Source organism: Streptomyces sp. NPDC051051 (assembly GCF_040682975.1).
Taxonomy (GTDB): Bacteria; Actinomycetota; Actinomycetes; order Streptomycetales; family Streptomycetaceae; genus Streptomyces.
On sequence record NZ_JBFBCB010000006.1, the window covers coordinates 112,585 to 132,477 of the forward strand.

At 69.5% G+C, this 19,893-nt stretch carries 21 protein-coding genes and 1 tRNA gene; 7 read left to right on the forward strand and 15 right to left on the reverse strand.

What is annotated here, in order from left to right; genetic code table 11:
* Positions 1 to 33: 33 nt before the first annotated feature.
* Positions 34 to 399: a hypothetical protein gene (locus tag AB0N31_RS06985; RefSeq protein ID WP_366057320.1), complete on the reverse strand. Its 366-nt coding sequence runs from the start codon at positions 397 to 399 to the stop codon at positions 34 to 36.
* 46 nt (positions 400 to 445) lie between these two features.
* On the reverse strand, positions 446 to 2,125 hold the full coding sequence (locus tag AB0N31_RS06990) for a sodium:solute symporter family protein (protein WP_366057321.1): 1,680 nt from the start codon (positions 2,123 to 2,125) through the stop codon (positions 446 to 448).
* A 181-nt stretch (positions 2,126 to 2,306) separates the two neighbouring features.
* Between AB0N31_RS06990 and galT the strand changes: the two genes are divergently transcribed.
* From galT to galK, 3 genes are read left to right on the forward strand one after another with little or no spacing between them, the layout of a single operon-like run.
* Positions 2,307 to 3,365 (forward strand): galactose-1-phosphate uridylyltransferase, encoded by a 1,059-nt coding sequence (galT, locus tag AB0N31_RS06995; protein ID WP_366057322.1) that lies wholly within the window; start codon positions 2,307 to 2,309, stop codon positions 3,363 to 3,365.
* Complete coding sequence (gene galE, locus AB0N31_RS07000; protein ID WP_366057323.1) at positions 3,365 to 4,333, forward strand: UDP-glucose 4-epimerase GalE; 969 nt, start codon at positions 3,365 to 3,367, stop codon at positions 4,331 to 4,333. The genes galT and galE overlap by 1 nt, the downstream gene beginning before the upstream one ends.
* Complete coding sequence (gene galK / locus AB0N31_RS07005) at positions 4,334 to 5,491, forward strand: galactokinase (protein WP_366057324.1); 1,158 nt, start codon at positions 4,334 to 4,336, stop codon at positions 5,489 to 5,491.
* A gap of 136 nt (positions 5,492 to 5,627) precedes the next feature.
* Here galK and AB0N31_RS07010 read toward each other — a convergent pair whose 3' ends face one another.
* Positions 5,628 to 6,083 (reverse strand): GNAT family N-acetyltransferase, encoded by a 456-nt coding sequence (locus AB0N31_RS07010; protein ID WP_366057325.1) that lies wholly within the window; start codon positions 6,081 to 6,083, stop codon positions 5,628 to 5,630.
* A 262-nt stretch (positions 6,084 to 6,345) separates the two neighbouring features.
* Between AB0N31_RS07010 and AB0N31_RS07015 the strand changes: the two genes are divergently transcribed.
* Positions 6,346 to 7,125 (forward strand): response regulator transcription factor, encoded by a 780-nt coding sequence (locus AB0N31_RS07015; protein WP_366057326.1) that lies wholly within the window; start codon positions 6,346 to 6,348, stop codon positions 7,123 to 7,125.
* On the opposite strand, the gene tamR is transcribed toward AB0N31_RS07015, so the two are convergent.
* Positions 7,084 to 7,581: a MarR family transcriptional regulator TamR gene (gene tamR / locus AB0N31_RS07020; RefSeq protein WP_366057327.1), complete on the reverse strand. Its 498-nt coding sequence runs from the start codon at positions 7,579 to 7,581 to the stop codon at positions 7,084 to 7,086. The two genes, AB0N31_RS07015 and tamR, sit on opposite strands and share 42 nt — an antisense overlap.
* A 125-nt stretch (positions 7,582 to 7,706) precedes the next feature.
* Here tamR and AB0N31_RS07025 point away from each other — a divergent pair, with 125 nt between their 5' ends.
* Entirely contained in the window at positions 7,707 to 8,501 is a 795-nt protein-coding gene (locus AB0N31_RS07025; RefSeq protein ID WP_366057328.1) for a trans-aconitate 2-methyltransferase, read from the forward strand.
* Position 8,502: 1 nt separating this feature from the next.
* Here the strand turns inward: AB0N31_RS07025 and AB0N31_RS07030 are convergent, their stop codons facing one another.
* Both AB0N31_RS07030 and AB0N31_RS07035 read right to left on the reverse strand, forming a co-directional pair.
* A complete protein-coding gene (locus tag AB0N31_RS07030; protein WP_366057329.1) occupies positions 8,503 to 8,751 on the reverse strand; it encodes a type II toxin-antitoxin system RelE/ParE family toxin in 249 nt (82 codons plus the stop codon).
* Positions 8,748 to 8,999 (reverse strand): type II toxin-antitoxin system Phd/YefM family antitoxin, encoded by a 252-nt coding sequence (locus AB0N31_RS07035; RefSeq protein ID WP_366057330.1) that lies wholly within the window; start codon positions 8,997 to 8,999, stop codon positions 8,748 to 8,750. Before AB0N31_RS07035 ends, AB0N31_RS07030 begins: the two co-directional genes overlap by 4 nt.
* Before the next feature lie 110 nt (positions 9,000 to 9,109).
* On the opposite strand from AB0N31_RS07035, the gene AB0N31_RS07040 reads away from it, so the two are divergent.
* Complete coding sequence (locus AB0N31_RS07040; RefSeq protein ID WP_366057331.1) at positions 9,110 to 9,283, forward strand: CsbD family protein; 174 nt, start codon at positions 9,110 to 9,112, stop codon at positions 9,281 to 9,283.
* A 58-nt stretch (positions 9,284 to 9,341) separates the two neighbouring features.
* On the opposite strand, the gene AB0N31_RS07045 is transcribed toward AB0N31_RS07040, so the two are convergent.
* Entirely contained in the window at positions 9,342 to 10,019 is a 678-nt protein-coding gene (locus tag AB0N31_RS07045; RefSeq protein ID WP_086770897.1) for a TetR/AcrR family transcriptional regulator, read from the reverse strand.
* Positions 10,016 to 11,050 (reverse strand): fatty acid desaturase, encoded by a 1,035-nt coding sequence (locus AB0N31_RS07050; protein ID WP_366057332.1) that lies wholly within the window; start codon positions 11,048 to 11,050, stop codon positions 10,016 to 10,018. Before AB0N31_RS07050 ends, AB0N31_RS07045 begins: the two co-directional genes overlap by 4 nt.
* A 288-nt stretch (positions 11,051 to 11,338) precedes the next feature.
* Between AB0N31_RS07050 and ppc the strand changes: the two genes are divergently transcribed.
* A complete protein-coding gene (ppc, locus tag AB0N31_RS07055; RefSeq protein WP_366057333.1) occupies positions 11,339 to 14,068 on the forward strand; it encodes a phosphoenolpyruvate carboxylase in 2,730 nt (909 codons plus the stop codon).
* A 94-nt stretch (positions 14,069 to 14,162) separates the two neighbouring features.
* Here the strand turns inward: ppc and AB0N31_RS07060 are convergent, their stop codons facing one another.
* The 7 genes from AB0N31_RS07060 to AB0N31_RS07090 all read right to left on the reverse strand — a co-directional run bounded on the left by AB0N31_RS07060 (position 14,163) and on the right by AB0N31_RS07090 (position 19,886).
* Positions 14,163 to 14,714, reverse strand: a complete 552-nt coding sequence (locus tag AB0N31_RS07060) for a hypothetical protein (RefSeq protein ID WP_366057334.1) — start codon at positions 14,712 to 14,714, stop codon at positions 14,163 to 14,165.
* An 83-nt stretch (positions 14,715 to 14,797) separates the two neighbouring features.
* Positions 14,798 to 15,400, reverse strand: a complete 603-nt coding sequence (gene pth / locus AB0N31_RS07065) for an aminoacyl-tRNA hydrolase (protein WP_366057335.1) — start codon at positions 15,398 to 15,400, stop codon at positions 14,798 to 14,800.
* A gap of 73 nt (positions 15,401 to 15,473) precedes the next feature.
* Positions 15,474 to 16,064, reverse strand: coding sequence for a 50S ribosomal protein L25/general stress protein Ctc (locus AB0N31_RS07070; protein ID WP_366057336.1), 591 nt, complete (start codon positions 16,062 to 16,064; stop codon positions 15,474 to 15,476).
* 192 nt (positions 16,065 to 16,256) lie between these two features.
* Complete coding sequence (locus AB0N31_RS07075; protein WP_363086569.1) at positions 16,257 to 17,231, reverse strand: ribose-phosphate diphosphokinase; 975 nt, start codon at positions 17,229 to 17,231, stop codon at positions 16,257 to 16,259.
* Positions 17,232 to 17,366: 135 nt separating this feature from the next.
* On the reverse strand, positions 17,367 to 18,815 hold the full coding sequence (glmU, locus tag AB0N31_RS07080) for a bifunctional UDP-N-acetylglucosamine diphosphorylase/glucosamine-1-phosphate N-acetyltransferase GlmU (RefSeq protein ID WP_366057337.1): 1,449 nt from the start codon (positions 18,813 to 18,815) through the stop codon (positions 17,367 to 17,369).
* 120 nt (positions 18,816 to 18,935) lie between these two features.
* Positions 18,936 to 19,011, reverse strand: a tRNA-Gln gene (locus AB0N31_RS07085).
* 14 nt (positions 19,012 to 19,025) lie between these two features.
* Positions 19,026 to 19,886 carry a hypothetical protein gene (locus AB0N31_RS07090; protein WP_366057338.1) on the reverse strand — a complete coding sequence of 287 codons (861 nt, stop codon included), beginning with the start codon at positions 19,884 to 19,886 and terminating at the stop codon, positions 19,026 to 19,028.
* Positions 19,887 to 19,893 lie beyond the last annotated feature (7 nt).

Consider the following 19,893-nt stretch of genomic DNA (forward strand, 5'->3'; position numbering starts at 1 on the left):
TCCGGCCCCGTACGCCCGCACAAGAGGGCTTCCTCAGTCCTTCGGCTCCAGCGCCTCCACGGGCAGCTGGGCCGGCGGGACCGACGGGCGGAGCTTCAGCCAGACCAGGAAGAAGATCCCCAGGGCCAGCATGCCCAGGCCCGTCCACAGGTTGATGTTGATGCCCTGGGCCTTGTCGATCTCCGCGTCGCCGTCGGTGATGCCGACGATCGTGACGATGACGCCGTAGAGGACGAACAGGCCGCCGATGATGCGGCGCAGGTCGAAGATGCGGGCGGCGGTCGCCGACTTCTGCTCCAGCTCGGAGACCTCGCGCTGGACGTCGGCCTCGGAGTAGCCGGCCTTGCGGAGCCGCTCTTCCGCTTCCGCCCGCTCGGACGGTTCGAATTGCTCTGACATGGTTCTTCCATCCTCCCGCGAACAGCGTCAGCAGGCTCGGGCGGGCTCAGAACGAGAACGGGATGTAGCAGGCGGCGGCGAGGACGACCGCGCTCCAGCCCAGCAGCGCCGGCCGCCGGTACCAGGCGTCGTCGCCGGCGGCGGCCGGTTCGGCAATGCCGGGCGAGACGGTGCCGTAGACCAGGCCCTGGAGTTCCTCGGCCGGCTTGGGGGCGGTGAAGAGGGACACCACCCCCATCACGACCGCGCCCGCGACGAAGCCCGCGATCGCGGAGACGAAGTTGGCGCCCTGGTCGGTGGGGATGCCGATGACGTCCTGCTTGTAGAGGACGAAGTAGTTGACCATCGCGGCCGTGGTGCCCGCGAGCAGGCCCCAGAAGCCGGACTTCCTCGACGCCCGCTTCCAGAACATGCCGACGATGAAGACGACGAACATCGGCACGTTGAAGAAGGAGAACAGCGTCTGGAGGTAGCTCATGATGTTCGAGAACGACGAGGCGAGGAACGCCGTGCCGATCGACGCCACCACGCCGACCGCCGTGATCAGGCGGCCGAAGCGGACGTAGTAGGCGTCCTCACGGCCCCGCACCACGTACTTCGCCCAGATGTCGCTGGTGAACACCGTGTTGAAGGACGACACGTTCGCCGCCATGCCCGCCATGAACGCGGCCAGCAGACCGGTCACCGCGATGCCCAGCACGCCGTTGGGCAGCAGCTGTTCCATCAGGTAGGGAATCGCGTCGTTGTACTGCAGGTCGGAGTCCGCCGTGCCGATCTTCGGGACCAGGACCGCCGCCACCAGGCCCGGGATCATCACCAGGAAGACGATGAAGATCTTCGGGAACGCGGCGATCAGCGGGGTGCGCTGGGCCGCCGAGAGGTTCCTCGCGGACAGGGCGCGCTGCACCTCGGCGAAGTTCGTCGTCCAGTAGCCGAAGGAGAGCACGAAGCCGAGGCCGAGGACGATCGTCAGCCAGTTCGCGCCCAGCGGGTTGTCACTGCCGATGCCGGTGCCGCCCCAGGCGCTGACGAAGTTGTCGCCCTTGGCCGCCGTCAGCGAGTCGGTCAGGCCGTCCCAGCCGCCGACCTTCTTCAGGCCCAGCACCGTCAGCGGGATCAGGGCCGCCAGGATCACGAAGAACTGGAGCACCTCGTTGTAGATCGCCGACGACAGACCGCCCAGCGTGATGTACGCCAGGACGAAGAAGCCCGCGACCACGATCGCCACCCACTGCGGCCAGCCCAGCAGCGCCTCGACGACGATCGCGAGGGCGTACAGGTTCACGCCCGAGATCAGGATGGCGGCGAAGGCGAACAGGGCCGAGCTGAGCAGGTGCGCGCCCTTGTCGAAGCGCAGCAGCAGGAACTCGGGGACGGAGCGGACCTTGGAGCCGTAGTAGAAGGGCATCATCACCAGGCCGAGGAAGACCATGGCCGGGATGGCGCCGATCCAGTACCAGTGGACGGTGTACGCGCCGTACTGCGCGCTGTTGGCGGCCATGCCGAGGATCTCCGTGGCCGCCAGGTTCGCCGAGACGAAGGCGAGACCGGTGATCCAGGCGGGCAGCGAGCGGCCCGAGAGGAAGAAGTCGAGGCTGGTCTTCACCGAGCGGCGCGCGGCGAAGCCGATGCCGAGGACGACCACGAAGTAGATCGCCATGATCGTGTAGTCGAGCCAGTTGGTCGGAAGCCGTAGCTCAGCCGCGAGATACGTGGGGGTTCGCATGCACTGCTCACTTCGCTTGGTGGTCTTTGTTTGGTTGTGGTGGTGACTCTCGTGGGGGATTGTGGTTTGATGTGTTTAGTTCTGTTGGAAGCTTGTTCTGCTCGCTCCGTTCGGTGTGAAGCGAGCCCCGCTCGACGTGAAGCCTGATGCGCTTCGCTCGGTGTACGGATGGAGAGCCGCGGTGAAGAAGACCTCGACCCGCTTGGCCGACGGTCGTGAGCTCATCTACTACGACCTGCGGGACGACGCGGTGCGCGACGCGGTGGACCGGCGTCCGCTGGATCCCACGGTCACCACTTCGGAGGTACGCCGGGACCCGCTCCTCGGTGACTCGGTCGCGATCGCCTCGCACCGCCAGGGGCGCACCTACCACCCGCCGGCCGACGAGTGCCCCCTGTGCCCCTCGCAGGGCGACCGGCTGAGCGAGATCCCGGACTCGTCGTACGACGCCGTCGTCTTCGAGAACCGTTTCCCCTCGCTGGCCGGCGACTCCGGGCGCTGCGAGGTGGTCTGCTTCACCTCCGACCACAACGCCTCCTTCGCCGACCTCACCGAGGAGCAGGCGCGACTGGTCCTGGACGCGTGGACGGACCGGACGTCCGAGCTGTCGCATCTGCCCTCCGTGGAACAGGTGTTCTGCTTCGAGAACCGCGGTGCCGAGATCGGTGTGACGCTGGGTCACCCGCACGGGCAGATCTACGCCTACCCGTTCACCACGCCCCGCACCGCCCTGATGCTGCGCCAGGTGGCCGCCCACAAGGAGGCCACCGGCGGCGAGAACCTCTTCGACGCCGTCCTGGAGCGCGAGCTCGCTGGCGAGCGGGTCGTCCTCGAGGGTGAACACTGGGTCGCCTTCGTGCCGTACGCCGCGCACTGGCCGTACGAGGTGCACCTGTACCCCAAGCGGCGGGTGCCCGACCTGCTCGGCCTCGACGAGGCCGCGCGCACAGAGTTCCCCCAGGTCTACCTGGAACTCTTGAGGCGCTTCGACCGGATCTTCGGGGAGGACCAGCCCCTCACGCCTTACATCTCGGGCTGGCACCAGGCGCCGTTCGGCGCGCTGGAGGAGTTCGAGGGCGTCAACCGCGACGACTTCGCGCTGCACCTCGAGCTTTTCACCATCCGCCGTACGTCCGGCAAGCTGAAGTTCCTCGCGGGTTCCGAGTCCGGCATGAACGTGTTCATCAACGACGTGCCGCCGGAGCACGCGGCGAAGCGACTGCGAGAGGTAGCGAGTTGATGAGCGGCAAGTACTTGGTCACGGGCGGCGCGGGATACGTCGGCAGCGTGGTCGCCCAGCACCTGCTGGAAGCCGGACACGAGGTCGTCGTCCTCGACAACCTGTCCACCGGCTTCCGCGAGGGCGTCCCCGCGGGCGCCGCCTTCGTCGAGGGCGACATCCGCGACGCCGGGAAGTGGCTCGACGCCTCCTTCGACGCCGTCCTCCACTTCGCCGCGTTCTCGCAGGTCGGCGAGTCCGTCGTGAAGCCCGAGAAGTACTGGGAGAACAACGTCGGCGGCACCATGGCCCTGCTCGGCGCCATGCGCGAGGCGGGCGTGCGCAAGCTCGTCTTCTCCTCCACCGCCGCGACCTACGGCGAGCCCGTCAGCACCCCCATCACCGAGACCGACCCGACCGCGCCGACCTCCCCGTACGGCGCGTCCAAGCTCGCCGTCGACCACATGATCACCGGCGAGGCCGCCGCCCACGGGCTGGGCGCGGTGTCGCTGCGCTACTTCAACGTGGCCGGCGCCTACGGCGCGCAGGGCGAGCGGCACGACCCCGAGTCGCACCTCATCCCGCTCGTCCTCCAGGTCGCGCAGGGCCGTCGCGAGGCGATCTCCGTCTTCGGCGACGACTACCCGACCCCGGACGGCACCTGCATCCGCGACTACATCCACGTCGCCGACCTGGCCGAGGCCCACCTCCTCGCCGTCGAGGCCGCCACCCCCGGCGAGCACCTCATCTGCAACCTCGGCAACGGCAACGGCTTCTCCGTCCGCGAGGTCGTCGAGACCGTCCGCCGGGTCACCGGCCACCCGATCCCCGAGGTCGTGGCCCCGCGCCGGGGCGGCGACCCCGCCGTCCTGGTCGCCTCGGCCGCCACCGCCCGCGAGCGGCTCGGCTGGAACCCGTCCCGCGCGGACCTCGCGGGTATCGTCGCCGACGCGTGGGAGTTCACGCAGAAGATCGCAAAGGAGCGGTAAGTGGGGGCAGAGCAGCAGGTCAGCGCCGGCTTCGCCGAGCTGTACGGGACCGCGCCCGAGGGCGTGTGGGCGGCCCCCGGCCGCGTCAACCTCATCGGTGAGCACACCGACTACAACGACGGCTTCGTGATGCCCTTCGCGCTGCCGCACACCGCGGTCGCCGCGGTCTCCCACCGCACGGACGGCCGTCTGCGCCTGCACTCGGCGGACGTCGAGGGCGGCGTCGCCGAACTGCGCCTCGACGACCTCGCGCCCGAGTCGGACCGCTCCTGGACGGCGTACCCGGCCGGCGTGGTGTGGGCGCTGCGCGAGGCCGGGCACCCGGTCACCGGCGCCGACGTCCACCTCACCTCGACGGTCCCGTCGGGCGCGGGCCTGTCCTCCTCGGCGGCCCTGGAGGTCGTCGTCGCCCTGGCCCTGAACGACCTGTTCGAGCTGGGCCTGCCGGGCTGGCAGCTCGCCCGCCTGTGCCAGCGCGCCGAGAACGTCTACGTCGGCGCCCCCACCGGGATCATGGACCAGACCGCGTCCGCCTGCTGCGAGGCCGGCCACGCCCTGTTCCTCGACACCCGCGACCTGTCGCAGAAGCAGATCCCCTTCGACCTCGCCGCCGAGGGCATGCGCCTGCTCGTCGTCGACACCCAGGTCAAGCACGCCCACAGCGACGGCGAGTACGGCAAGCGCCGGGCCGGCTGCGAGAAGGGCGCCGCCCTGCTGGGCGTCGACGCCCTGCGCGACGTCCCCTACGCCGAGCTGGACGCGGCGCTGGAGCGGCTCGGGGACGAGGAGGAGGTCCGCCGGCTGGTCCGGCACGTCGTGACCGAGGACCGGCGGGTGGAACGCGTGGTGTCGCTGCTGGAGTCCGGCGAGACCCGCGCGATCGGCCCGCTCCTGGTCGAGGGCCACGCCTCGCTGCGCGACGACTTCCGCATCTCCTGCCCCGAACTGGACCTCGTCGTCGACACCGCCCTCGCCGGCGGCGCCCTCGGCGCCCGCATGACCGGCGGCGGCTTCGGCGGCTCCGCGATCGTCCTCGCGGAGGCCGCAGACGTCGACGGCATCACCAAGGCGGTCGAGGAGGCCTTTGCGGCAGCGGGCTTCACGGCCCCGAGAACCTTCGAAGCCGTCCCCTCGGCGGGCGCCCGCCGCCTGATCTGAACCCCGGCGGTCCCGAGCGACCCGCGCCCACCGAGGGCACGGGTCGCTCACTCTTGGTGACGACGGGCGACGACCGCGCCGGTCGCGGGGGAGGGCAGGCCGGGAATCCCGTGTCCGGCCGACGCACTCCGAACGCTCACCCCAGCCGCTTCGTCAGCGTGTACTCCGTGACGCCCGGCGGGTAGTCCTCGATCACGCAGACCACCTCGTAGCCCCGGCGGCGGTAGAAGCGGGGGGCCTGGAAGTCCCAGGTCTCCACGCGGGAGCGCAGGCAGCCGTGGTCGTCGCGGGCCAGGCGTTCCGCCTCCGCGAGCAGGCGGGTGCCCAGGCCGCTGCCGCGGTGGCGTTCGTCGACCCAGAGGTGGGTGACGTGCAGCCAGGTCGTCCAGGTGTGGCCGACCAGGCCGCCGGCCAGCGCGCCGGTGTCGTCCGACGCCCACACGTGCAGCGGCGCCTCGCGTTCGGCGGGGGTGCCGCGCAGCGCGCGCAGGACGGGAGAGGCCGCCGTGTCGGCGTCGCGCAGCCGGGAGCGGAGCAGATCGCGTCGGGATCTGTCGACTTCTGCCTCAAGACGGAACATGCGGCACACCATAAACGCGCAGGACGACCAGTTCCGCGATTCCCCTTCCGCTCTCCCCGCACGGCCCTACTCTGTTCGACAGCACCGGTGGGGGCCGGTGCGGATCAGGGGGCGAGACAGCCGGGTACGACGCCCGCGGTGGGGGTAGCAGTCTCTGCACGGCGGCGGCCGTGCGGTCGCACACCCCTCCCGGGCGTCGGACCCGCGCCGGTCGTCGTTCTCCGGGCCTGGGGTATCCCCTGCTCCGTGGAGGAGCCTGGGGGAGGGGGGTTTCGTGGTTCGCATCCGAGTTCTGGTCGTCGACGACCACCGCATCTTCGCCGAGTCGCTCGCCGCCGCCCTGGCGGCCGAGCCCGACGTCGACGTCTTCGCCGCCGGCAGCGGTCCGGCCGCCCTGCGCAGCCTGGAGCGCGCCGCCGCCGAGGGGCGCCGCTACGACGTCCTGCTCGTCGACGCCGACCTGGGCGGGCGCCTGCCCGGCGTGCGGCCGGCCGTGCCCGTGCGGGAGGTGGGGGAGGACGGGCTGGTCGACGGGCTCTCCCTCGTCGCCGGCGTCCGCGCCGCCCAGCCGTACGTCAGGATCGTCGTCCTCGCCGAGAAGGACGACCCGCGCCGCGCGGCCCTCGCCCTCCAGGCCGGCGCGTCCGGCTGGGTGGCGAAGGACTGCTCGCTGTCGCGGCTGCTCACCGTCGTGCGCGGGGTGCTGCGGGAGGAGACGCACCTGCCGCCCGCCCTGCTCACGGGCGTGCTCAAGGAGCTGACCACCGCGCGCAAGCACCGTACCGAGAGCGAGCGGCTCGTGGAGTCCCTCACGCCCAGGGAGCGCGAGGTGCTGCGCTGCATGGTCGCAGGGCTCGGACGCAAGGCGGTCGCCGAGCGGCTGTTCCTGTCCCCGCACACCGTGCGCACCCACATGCAGAACGTCCTCGGCAAACTGGGCGTGCACTCCACGCTCGCCGCGGTCGCGCTCGCCCGGCGGGCGGGGGTCGGACCGGCGGAGCCGGAACAGGCCCTAACCGGGGATGTTGTCGAACGGGGCGGTCAGCTGGCGTAGCAGCGCGGCCAGCTCGGCGCGCTGCGCGTGGGACAGCTCGGCGAGGATCGCCCGCTCCTGTTCGAGCAGGCCGGCCAGCGCCTGGTCGGCGCGGTCCTTGCCGTCGTCCGTGAGCCGCACCAGCACACCGCGCCGGTCGCTGGGGTCGGGCAGCCGCTCGACCAGGCCCTTCTTCGCCAGCCGGTCGATACGGTTCGTCATCGTGCCCGAGGTGACCAGGGTCTGGGTCAGCAACTGCCCCGGCGACAGCTGGTACGGCGGCCCGGCGCGCCTGAGCGCGGTCAGCACGTCGAACTCCCAGGGCTCCAGCTGGTGCTCGGAGAACGCCAGACGGCGTGCGCGGTCCAGGTGCCGGGCCAGTCTGCTCACCCGGCTGAGTACTTCCAGCGGCTCCACGTCGAGGTCCGGGCGCTCCCGGCGCCACGCTGCGACCAGCCGATCGACCTCGTCCTCCATGACGATCAGTGTAGTGGTTGTGTCGACGTGAAGTCTCTTGATGTCGAGCTTCTTGACATTGAGGTAAATTGGCGGGACGGTGGAACCGCCGCGAACGACGAAGACCCCACCCCGAGGAGCCGCCCATGCCCTCCCTCACCTGGGACCCCGCCCAGTACCTGCGCCACGCCGGCCACCGCGCCCGCCCCTTCGCCGACCTCCTCGCCCGCGTCCCCGACCCACCCGGCACCCCGCCCCGCATCGCCGACCTCGGCTGCGGCCCCGGCAACGTCACCACCCGCCTCACCGACCGCTGGCCCACCGCCCGCGTCACCGGCTACGACAACTCCGCGCCGATGCTCGCCCGGGCCCGGACGCACGCCGGCCCGCACCTCGACTTCGTCCACGCCGACCTCACGACCTGGGCGCCCACCGAGACGTACGACCTGATCGTGTCCAACGCCGCCCTGCACTGGGTCCCCGGCCACCTCGACGCCTTCCCCGCCTGGCTGGCCGGCCTCGCCCCCGGCGGCACCCTCGCCTTCCAGGTCCCCCACAACACCGACGCGCCCCTGCACGCCCTCATGCGCGACCTCGCCGACACCCCCCGCTGGAAGAGCCGCCTCCACGGGGTGCTCCGCCCCACCGACTCCGTCCACGCCCCCGGCGTCTACCTCGACCACCTCGCCCGCCTCGGCTGCGAGACCGACGTCTGGACGACGACGTACCACCACGTCCTGACGGGCGAGGACCCCGTCCTCGACTGGGCCCGGGGCACCGGCCTGCGCCCTGTCCTCACCGCCCTCGCCGACGACCCCGAGGCCCGCGACGCCTTCGTCACCGACTACCGCGACCTGCTCCGCGAGGCCTACCCGGCCCACCCCTACGGCACGGTCCTGCCGTTCCGCCGCCTGTTCGCGGTGGCACGGAAGGGGGCCTGAGCTACGGGGTCCGGCCCAGGTGGGTGACCAGGACATGGATCACGTCGTCATCAATGCGGTAAAGGACGCGGTAACGGCCGACGCGGAGACGCCGAGCCGTTGGCCCGTAGGCGGTCGAGGCGGCGGGACGTGGAGTCTCGGCGAGGGCGTCGACGGCTTCGTAGACTGCGCTGAGCCCTGTCGGGTCGTCCTTGAGGAACCGTACGGCCTGATCCGCGGCGCCCGGCTCCCAGATGATGCGATAAGTCACGGACGCAGCCCCAGCATGCGTCCGACTTCCTCATGGGCGATGCCCTCGGTGAGCGTGCCCTCGGCCTTGCGTCGCTCGTAGTCGGCGAGTGCCAGGGCGTCCTCGAGATCCTCTATCACCTGCGGCGAGACGAGAAGTGCCGCCACATGCCCGTGATCGGTGAGGGCGATGGTCTCGCGACTGTGGGCGGCGCGCCGGACCAGGTCGCCGAGCTGGGCACGGGCCGCGCTGATCGCAATCTCAGTCATGTGCACATGGTGGCAGAACATTACTCTTCATGCACATGGTTTGGGATGCCTGAAGCGGGTCACCCGTAGTGACACGACAGGACACCGTACTTCACTGGGAGTGATGGATCGTGGCAGGCGAGCAGAAGTCCAAGGCGAAGACGGAACAGGTCAAGGGCAAGGTCAAGGAAGCGGCCGGGCGGGCCGTGGGCAACGAGCGGCTCGAGGCCGAGGGACGTGCCGAGCAGGCCAAGGGCGACGCCCGCCAGACCAAGGAGAAGGCGAAGGACGTCTTCAAGCACTGACCCGGATGTGCACGGAGGGGCCCCGTCCGACGGACGGGGCCCCTCCGCCGCGTGTACGTCAGCTCTTGCGGCGGCCTATCAGGTGCGGCTTGGCCTCCAGGCCGTCCAGCCCGTGCCACGCCAGGTTCACCAGGTGCGCCGCCACCTCCGCCTTCTTCGGCCGCCGCACGTCCAGCCACCACTGGCCGGTCAGCGCGACCATCCCCACCAGCGCCTGCGCGTACAGCGGCGCCAGCTTCGGATCGAAGCCCCGGCTCTTGAACTCCCGGCCCAGGATGTCCTCCACCTGGGTGGCGATGTCCGAGATGAGCGAGGCGAAGGAGCCGGTGGACTGGGGGATCGGGGAGTCCCGCACGAGGATGCGGAACCCGTCCGTGTACTCCTCGATGTAGTCCAGGAGGGCGAACGCCGCCTGCTCGCACAGCTCCCGCGGATGACCGGCCGTGAGCGAACTCGTCACCATGTCCAGCAGCCGCCGCATCTCACGGTCGACCACCACCGCGTACAGCCCCTCCTTGCCGCCGAAGTGCTCGTACACCACCGGCTTGGACACCCCGGCCTTCGCCGCGATCTCCTCCACCGAGGTGCCCTCGAACCCCTTCGCGGCGAAGAGGGTGCGACCGATCTCCAGCAACTGCTGGCGACGCTCCGCACCGGTCATCCGGGTGCGACGCACTCGCCGCGGCTTCTCATTGCTCGGGGTACTGCTGGAGTCGGTCGCCACGGCGTCCATCATGCCGCGTCGGCGGTCGCCTTCCGGCGCCGGGAGCCGTCCCCGCCCGTGTTCCGGCGCGAATCGATACGCGAGCGTGACGGCCAGCGCACGTCGTACGCCCAGCCGAGCATCTCGAACCAGCGGATGAACCGCGCCGAGGAGTCCAGCTGGCCCCGCATCACACCGTGCCGCGCCGAAGTGGGGTCGGCGTGGTGCAGGTTGTGCCACGACTCCCCGCAGGACAGCACCGCCAGCCACCACACGTTGCCGGACCGGTCACGCGACTTGAACGGCCGCTTGCCCACTGCGTGACAGATCGAGTTGATCGACCAGGTGACGTGGTGCAGCAGCGCCACCCGCACCAGCGAACCCCAGAAGAAGCCGGTGAACGCGCCCCACCAGGACATCGTCACCAGCCCGCCGATCACCGCCGGCAGCGCCAGCGAGAGCACCGTCCACAGCACGAACTGCCGCGAGATCGCCCGCAGCGCCGGGTCCTTGATCAGATCCGGCGCGTACTTGTCCTGCGGCGTCTGCTCCTCGTCGAACATCCAGGCGATGTGAGCCCACCACAGGCCTTTCATCAGCGCCGGCAGCGTCTCCCCGAACCGCCAGGGCGAATGCGGGTCGCCCTCCGCGTCCGAGAACTTGTGGTGCCTGCGGTGGTCCGCCACCCAGCGCACCAGCGGCCCCTCGACCGCCATCGACCCCATGATCGCCAGCGCGATCCGCAGGGGCCGTTTCGCCTTGAAGGAACCATGTGTGAAGTACCGGTGGAAACCGATGGTGATGCCGTGGCACCCGAGGTAGTAGAAGAAGACCAGCAGGCCCAGGTCCAGCCAGCTCACCCCCCAGCCCCAGGCCAGCGGCACCGCCGCCAGCAGGGCCAGGAACGGCACGACGATGAAGACGAGCAGCGCGATCTGCTCGATCGAACGCTTCTGCTCACCGCCCAGAGTGGCGGTCGCCGCGGGGGAGACGTGGGGGGAGGGGGTACCGGAGCCGTCGGGCGCCGGCGAAGGGTCTTCGATCACGTCGGAGCTTGAGGTCATGCGCGTCCCTCGTGGGGTCGTGGGTTGAGAGAGGTGCCGGGCCCGGAGAACCGCACCACACTTCCTACGGTTCCGTAACCTACGGTGACGTAAATATGGCAGTGCGGCAACCGTCGGCACGAGCCCGCCAGACCGCGAGTCCTCCCGGACACCTATCCTTGGATCGGTCGGACAGCGCGGTCCGCTCTGTTTTCTTCCCGGACGACAGACCCGTAAGCGGCCCCGCCGCCGGGCCTGGAGGCCGAGTTCCCTCCCGGACGAGCTTCAACACTGCAAGGAGCCGCACCTGTGAGCAGTGCCGACGACCAGACGACAACCAGCCCCGAGCTGCGCGCCGACATCCGCCGACTGGGTGACCTCCTCGGTGAGACCCTCGTCCGGCAGGAGGGCCCCGAGCTCCTCGACCTGGTCGAAAAGGTCCGCCGCCTCACGCGCGAGGACGGCGAGACAGCCGCCGATCTGCTGCGCGGCACCGAACTGGAGACCGCGGCCAAGCTGGTCCGCGCCTTCTCCACCTACTTCCACCTCGCCAACGTCACCGAGCAGGTCCACCGCGGCCGCGAACTGCGCGCCAAGCGCGCCGCCGAGGGCGGCCTCCTCGCCCGCACCGCCGACCGCCTCAAGGACGCCGACCCCGAACACATCCGCGAGACGGTCCGCAACCTCAACGTCCGCCCCGTGTTCACGGCGCACCCCACCGAAGCCGCGCGCCGCTCGGTCCTCAACAAGCTCCGGCGCATCGCCGCGCTCCTGGAGACCCCCGTCATCGAGGCCGACCGCCGCCGCCACGACACCCGCCTCGCCGAGAACATCGACCTCGTCTGGCAGACCGACGAACTCCGCGTCGTCCGCCCCGAGCCCGCCGACGAGGCCCGCAACGCCATCTACTACCTCGACGAACTCCACGCCGGAGCCGTCGGCGACGTCCTCGAGGACCTCACCGCCGAACTCGAACGCGTCGGCGTCACCGTCCCCGCCGAAACCCGCCCCCTCACCTTCGGCACCTGGATCGGCGGCGACCGCGACGGCAACCCCAACGTCACCCCCCAGGTCACCTGGGACGTCCTCATCCTCCAGCACGAACACGGCATCAACGACGCCCTGGAGATGATCGACGAACTCCGCGGCTTCCTCTCCAACTCCATCCGCTACACCGGAGCCACCGAGGAACTCCTCGCCTCCCTCAAGGACGACCTCGAACGCCTCCCCGAGATCAGCCCCCGCTACAAGCGCCTCAACGCCGAGGAGCCCTACCGGCTCAAGGCCACCTGCATCCGGCAGAAGCTGGAGAACACCAAGCAGCGCCTCGCCAAGGGCACCCCGCACGAGCCCGGCCGCGACTACCTCGGCACCAGCGAGCTGATCGGCGACCTCACCCTCATCCAGACCTCCCTGCGCGAGCACCGTGGCGGCCTCATCGCCGACGGCCGCATGAACCGCACCATCCGCACCCTGGCCGCCTTCGGCCTCCAGCTCGCCACCATGGACGTCCGCGAACACGCCGACGCCCACCACCACGCCCTCGGCCAGCTCTTCGACCGCCTCGGCGAGGAGTCCTGGCGCTACTCCGACATGCCCCGCGACTACCGCGCCAAGCTTCTCGCCAAGGAACTCCGCTCCCGACGGCCCCTCGCGCCCACCCCGGCCCCCGTCGACGCCGCCGGCGAGAAGACCCTCGGCGTCTTCCTCACCGTCAAGCGCGCCCTGGAGGTCTTCGGACCCGAGGTCATCGAGTCCTACATCATCTCCATGTGCCAGGGCGCCGACGACGTCTTCGCCGCCGCCGTCCTCGCCCGCGAGGCCGGCCTCGTCGACCTGCACGCCGGCTGGGCCAAGATCGGCATCGTGCCCCTCCTGGAGACCACCGACGAGCTGAAGGCCGCCGACACCATCCTGGAGGACATGCTCTCCGACCCGTCGTACCGCCGCCTGGTGGCACTGCGCGGAGACGTCCAGGAGGTCATGCTCGGCTACTCCGACTCCTCCAAGTTCGGCGGCATCACCACCAGCCAGTGGGAGATCCACCGCGCCCAGCGACGCCTGCGCGACGTCGCCCACCGCTACGGCGTCCGCCTGCGCCTCTTCCACGGCCGCGGCGGCACCGTCGGCCGCGGCGGCGGCCCCTCCCACGACGCCATCCTCGCCCAGCCCTGGGGCACCCTCGAAGGCGAGATCAAGGTCACCGAACAGGGCGAGGTCATCTCCGACAAGTACCTCATCCCCTCACTGGCCCGCGAGAACCTGGAACTGACGGTCGCCGCCACCCTCCAGGCCTCCGCCCTGCACACCGCACCCCGCCAGTCCGACGAGGCACTCGCCCGCTGGGACGCCGCCATGGACGTCGTCAGCGACGCCGCCCACGCCGCCTACCGCCGGCTCGTCGAGGACCCGGACCTGCCGACGTACTTCCTCGCGTCGACGCCGGTGGACCAGCTCGCCGACCTGCACCTGGGCTCCCGGCCCTCCCGCCGCCCCGGCTCCGGCGTCTCGCTCGACGGCCTGCGCGCCATCCCGTGGGTCTTCGGCTGGACCCAGTCCCGCCAGATCGTCCCCGGCTGGTACGGCGTCGGCTCCGGCCTCAAGGCCCTGCGCGAAGCCGGCCTCGACACCGTCCTCGAAGAAATGCACGGCCAGTGGCACTTCTTCCGCAACTTCATCTCCAACGTCGAGATGACCCTCGCCAAGACCGACCTGCGCATCGCCCAGCACTACGTCGACACCCTCGTCCCCGACGAACTGCGCCACGTCTTCGACACCATCAAGTCCGAACACGCCCTCACCGTCGCCGAAATCCTCAAGGTCACCGGCGAGAAGGAACTGCTCGACGCCACCCCCGTCCTCAAGCAGACCTTCGCCATCCGCGACGCCTACCTGGACCCCATCTCCTACCTCCAGGTCACCCTGCTCAAGCGCCAGCGCGACGCGGCGGCCGCCGGCCAGGAACCCGACCCCCTCCTCGCCCGCGCCCTCCTCCTCACCGTCAACGGCGTCGCCGCCGGCCTGCGCAACACCGGCTGACACCCACCCGCACCACGACGAAGGGCGCCCCCGGGAATCCCGGGGGCGCCCTTCGCCCGTCGTACCGGACCACGCCGTACGGCACCACGCGCGCCTACACCGCCACGAACACCGCCGTCAGCAACGCCACCCCCGACCCCGCCAGCACCCAACCGAGCCGCGCCCGCCCCAGACCACCCGCGACCACCACCGACGCCAGCAGCAACGCACCACCCATCGGCACCCACGCGTACAGCACCCCCGCAGGACCGGACCGCACGACGTCGTCACCACCACCCGGCTTGATCACCACCGTGTACGTCTGCCCCCTGCGCACCGCCACCGTCTTCTCGATCACCACCCGCGCCCGCGCCAACGACCCCGGCGACAACGGCGTGTACGGCCCCGAGCAACTGTCCGCACCACAGCGCGCCACCGCGATCGTGCCCTGCTCCCGGCCCTTCGTCAGCATCACGTGCTGCGCCGTCCCCCAGGAACCCCACACCCCCGCCACCAGGATCAGCGACGCCACCACCCACATCGCCGCCAGCCGCCCGAACCGCACCACGCCCACCGAGGCACGACGGGAGGAACCCCGGCGCGCGGAACGCCGACGAGCGGGACGCCGGTGGGACGTGGCGACGATGGCAGGCATGGCCGGGATCATTGGCCATGCCTCAACGGCCCGTCAACCTCCACGGGTGACACATCGCGAGTTGTCCCCACCTGTCCACGCCCCGCACCCCCGGCTCAGGAGTTGTACGTCCCCTGCGCCCGCTCCAACCCCTCGATCACCAGACACTCCACCGCGTCCGCCGCCCGGTCCACGAAATAGTCCAGCTCCTTGCGCTCCGCCCCCGAGAAGTCCTTCAGCACGAAGTCCGCCACCTGCATCCGCCCCGGCGGCCGCCCGATCCCGAACCGCACCCGGTGGTAGTCCGCCCCGAACGCCTTCGTCATCGACTTCAGACCGTTGTGCCCGTTGTCCCCACCACCCAGCTTCAGCCGCAACATCCCGTAGTCGATGTCCAGCTCGTCATGAACCGCCACCACCTGCGCCACCGGCACCTTGTAGAACTCCCGCAAGGCGTTCACCGGCCCGCCCGACAGGTTCATGTACGACATCGGCTTCGCCAGCACCACCCGCCGGTTGGCCGGCCCCGGCGGACCGATCCGCCCCTCCACGACCTGCGCCTGTGCCCGCCCCGCCCGCTTGAACCTCCCCCCGATCCGCCCGGCCAGCAGATCGGCCACCATGAACCCCACGTTGTGCCGGTTCATCGCGTACTCCGGACCCGGATTGCCCAGCCCCACGATCAGCCAGGGGGCATTGGCGTCGGTCGTCACGTCCATGTCTCCTCGATACGCGCCAGCCGCTGCCCCCACAAGGGAACAGCGGCTGACGAACAAACGACGACGGTGAGGATCAGGCCTCCGCGGAAGCCTCCTCGCCCTCACCCTCGGTGGGCTCCTCCGCCTGCGCGGCCAGCACCTGCAGCACGACGGTCTCGCCGTCGACGCCCAGCTTGGTGCCCGACGGCAGCGGGACGTCCTTGGCCAGAACCGAGTCACCGGCCGTCAGACCCTCGACGGAGACCGTGACCGACTCCGGGATGTGCGTGGCCTCGGCCTCGACCGGCAGCGGGTTCAGGACGTACTCCAGCAGGTTGCCACCCGGAGCGAGCTCACCCTCGGTCTGCACGAAGATCTCGACGTTGACCTTCTCGCCACGCTGGACCAGCTGAAGGTCGACGTGCTCCAGGAAACCCTTGATCGGGTCACGCTGCACGGACTTCGGGATCGCCAGCTCGTTCGTCTTGCCGTCGATGTCCAGGGAGATCAGGACGTTCGGCGTACGCAGCGCGAGCAGCAGCTCGTGACCCGGCAGCGTCAGGTGGATCGGGTCCGAACCGTGGCCGTACAGCACACCGGGAACCTTGCCGTCACGACGGATGCGACGAGCCGCACCCTTGCCGAACTCGGTACGGGTCTCAGCGGCGATCTTTACCTCGGACATGACACTCACTCCTCGTAGAAACAGCGACGACAAAAAGGTCACCCGGCCACGAACGGCCTGCTACGAAGAGCGCGTCGATAACGGACCGCCGTACACACGGGTACGGCCTCCCTCGCCGAGCAACTCGCGCAGTCTACTCGGCGGGGGAGGCCGCAGAAAAATCGATCAACCCGGCAGAAGCGGGCGCACCGCCTACTGCTCGTCGAACAGGCTCGTCACCGAACCGTCCTCGAACACCTCACGCACCGCGTTCGCGATCGTCGGCGCGATCGACAACACCGTGATCTTGTCCACTTCCAGCTCACCCGGCGTCGGCAACGTGTTCGTGAAGACGAACTCACTCACCTTCGAGTTCTTCAACCGGTCCGCCGCCGGACCCGACAGCACACCGTGCGTCGCCGTCACGATGACGTCCTCCGCACCGTGCGCGAACAACGCGTCCGCCGCCGCACAGATCGTGCCACCGGTGTCGATCATGTCGTCGACCAGGACACACACCCGGCCCTTCACCTCGCCGACGACCTCATGGACCGTCACCTGATTCGCCACGTCCTTGTCACGCCGCTTGTGCACGATCGCCAACGGCGCACCCAGACGGTCGCACCAACGGTCCGCCACCCGGACCCGACCCGCGTCCGGCGACACCACCGTCAGCTTCGAACGGTCCACCTTGCTGCCCACGTAGTCCGCCAGCAGCGGCAGCGCGAACAGATGGTCCACCGGACCGTCGAAGAAACCCTGGATCTGGTCCGTGTGCAGATCCACCGTGAGGATCCGGTCCGCACCCGCCGTCTTCATCAGATCCGCGATCAGCCGCGCCGAGATCGGCTCACGGCCACGGTGCTTCTTGTCCTGCCGCGCATAACCGTAGAACGGCACGATCACCGTGATCGAACGCGCCGACGCACGCTTCAGCGCGTCGATCATGATCAACTGCTCCATGATCCACTTGTTGATCGGAGCCGTGTGGCTCTGGATCAGGAAGCAGTCCGCACCACGCGCCGACTCCTCGTAGCGGACATAGATCTCACCATTGGCGAAGTCGAAGGCCTTCGTCGGGACGACCCCGACACCCAGCTGGTGGGCGACCTCCTCGGCAAGCTCGGGGTGGGCGCGGCCGGAGAAGAACATCATCTTCTTCTCGCCGGTCGTCTTGATCCCGGTCACAGCACTGTCTCCTCAGAGGTGTCTCAGCCGGCCGACCCAAGACCTCGCCGCTGGGCGCGACGGGGCCGTCTCAGCTGGTGGGGGTGCGGATGTGCACTTATCACGGTACGCCGTCCACGACGCACTCGTTTCCGGTCAGTTCTCCCCGTCGCCCTCCCGGGAAGCCGCCTCGGCAGCCTTCGCCGCCGCACTCCCCGGACGCTTACGAGCCACCCAACCCTCGATATTCCGCTGCTGACCACGGGCCACGGCCAGCGAACCGGGCGGCACGTCCTTCGTGATCACGGACCCGGCAGCGGTGTACGCGCCGTCCCCGATCGTGACAGGAGCCACAAACATGTTGTCCGAACCCGTCTTGCAGTGCGACCCGACGACGGTGTGATGCTTGTCCTGTCCGTCATAGTTCACGAACACACTCGCCGCCCCGATGTTCGTGAACTCCCCGATCGTCGCGTCCCCCACGTACGACAGATGCGGCACCTTCGTGCCCTCACCGATCACGGCGTTCTTCGTCTCCACGTACGTACCGATCTTCGACCTCACACCCAGCCGCGTACCCGGCCGCAGATACGCGTACGGCCCCACGGTCGACTCCGGACCCACCTCGGCCCCGTCCGCCACCGTGTTGTCCACCCGAGCCCCCGCACCGACCACCGTGTCCTTCAACCGGCTGTTCGGACCCACCTCCGCACCCTCACCCACACGCGTCACACCCAGCAACTGCGTCCCCGGCAACACCACCGCGTCCTGCCCGAACGACACCGTCACATCCACCCACGTCGACGCGGGATCCACCACCGTCACCCCCGCCAGCATCGCCGCGGTCAGCAACCGGTCGTTCAGAATCCGACGGGCCTCCGCCAACTGCACCCGGTTGTTGATCCCCGCGATCTCACGATGATCACCGGCCACGGACGCACCCACACGGTGACCCGCCGCACGCAGAATCCCCAGGACATCCGTCAGGTACTCCTCACCCTGACTGTTGTCCGTACGCACCTGCTTCAACGCCTCCGCCAACAACCGCCCGTCGAACGCGAACACACCCGAATTGATCTCCCGGACCGCCCGCTGCGCCTCCGACGCGTCCTTGTGCTCCACGATCCCCGTGACCGCACCCGACACCTCGTCCCGCACGATCCGCCCGTACCCGGTCGCGTCCGGCACCTCGGCCGTCAGCACGGTCACCGCGTTCCCGTCCGCGTGATGCGTGGCCGCCAGCTGCGCGAGGGTCGCACCGGTCAGCAGGGGAGTGTCACCGCAGACCACCACCACGGTCCCGTCCACGGACCCACCGAGCTGCTCCAGACCCATCCGCACGGCGTGCCCCGTGCCGTTCTGCTCCTCCTGCACGGCCGTCCGCACGGCCGGGTCGATCGCGGCGAGATGCGCGGTGACCTTCTCGCGCGCGTGCCCGACGACGACGACCAGGTTCTCGGGGTCCAGCTCACGGGAGGCGGCCAGGACGTGCCCCACGAGACTGCGGCCGCAGATCTCGTGCAGGACCTTCGGTAGGGCCGACTTCATACGGGTGCCCTCACCCGCTGCGAGAACGACGACGGCTGCCGGGCGGATGGCGCTCACGGAGTTGCCCTTCGGCTGTGGAGAGGTGGGACATCCGAAGGATACCGGGGCGTTTCCCGGCGGACATGAGAGTGGGCCCTGACAGTGCTGTCAGGGCCCGAACCAAGGTCTTGTGTGCTGTGGCTCCCCCGCAAGGATTCGAACCTTGTCCTGCTGGTACCAAAAACCAGTGTGCTGCCAGTTACACCACGGGGGACAGCGCTTCAGACCTTACCGGAGAGGTTCCTGCGACTGAACCAAGATGCCCTCCCACCAGCCCTCGATGCGGAGGTACAACTTGGCGCTCTGTGCAACTGTCACGACCAGACAACCGTGGTAGTCGTTACCGATGTTCTTGCGAACGGTCTTCGGGTTGTGCGTCTTGAGCGTGGGCTTGGCGAAGTCGGAAACGTCGACGCCGGCGATGTCCGCCCAGAAGCGGTGCGCCGCATCGACATCGGCGGACTCATGGATGAGGACTCGGAAGCCCAGCCGTTCCGGTGCTACATCGAGCAACCTGAGCCACGCGAGGTATGTACGGATCACGCCTGGGTCGCTGTTGACGAAGGCGACGCGTTCACGGCGGGCATAGGGCTTGCTCTTGGAGCCCTCGGCCCAGTAGAGCGCGACTCCTGCCATGAAGAGTTCGCGGTCGGTAAGTTTCCCGATCTCCTCCCGTGACGCAGCCTTGATCCTTACCCGCTCTTCGTCCTCAGCCGCACGGCGCCTTGCCAGACCTTCTTGCATGAGGGCCAGCTTTTCTTCCTGCGTGTAGCGAGGCGTGGGCTTGGGCAGGTCCCGCACCCACAGCGACACCGAGCTCTTGGAGCAGCCCAGCTCCGCCTGGATCTGGTTGTACGTCCAGCCCTGCTGCCGCAGCTCGCGCGCCTTCTCGCACAGGTCGTCCTTCGCCCGGGGGCGTTTCGTCCACTCCGGAGGAGGCTCCCCCTCGACGAGCCGTTGGAGTGTCTCTTTGTTGTGCACCTGAAGCTCGTCCCGGATCTGCCGGAGGCTGAGTCCCGCCCGCCGTAGCGCGACCGCCCGCTCCCGCAGCCCCTCGAAGTCCGTGTACTTGTCGAGTGAAGGTGTCATAGGCATA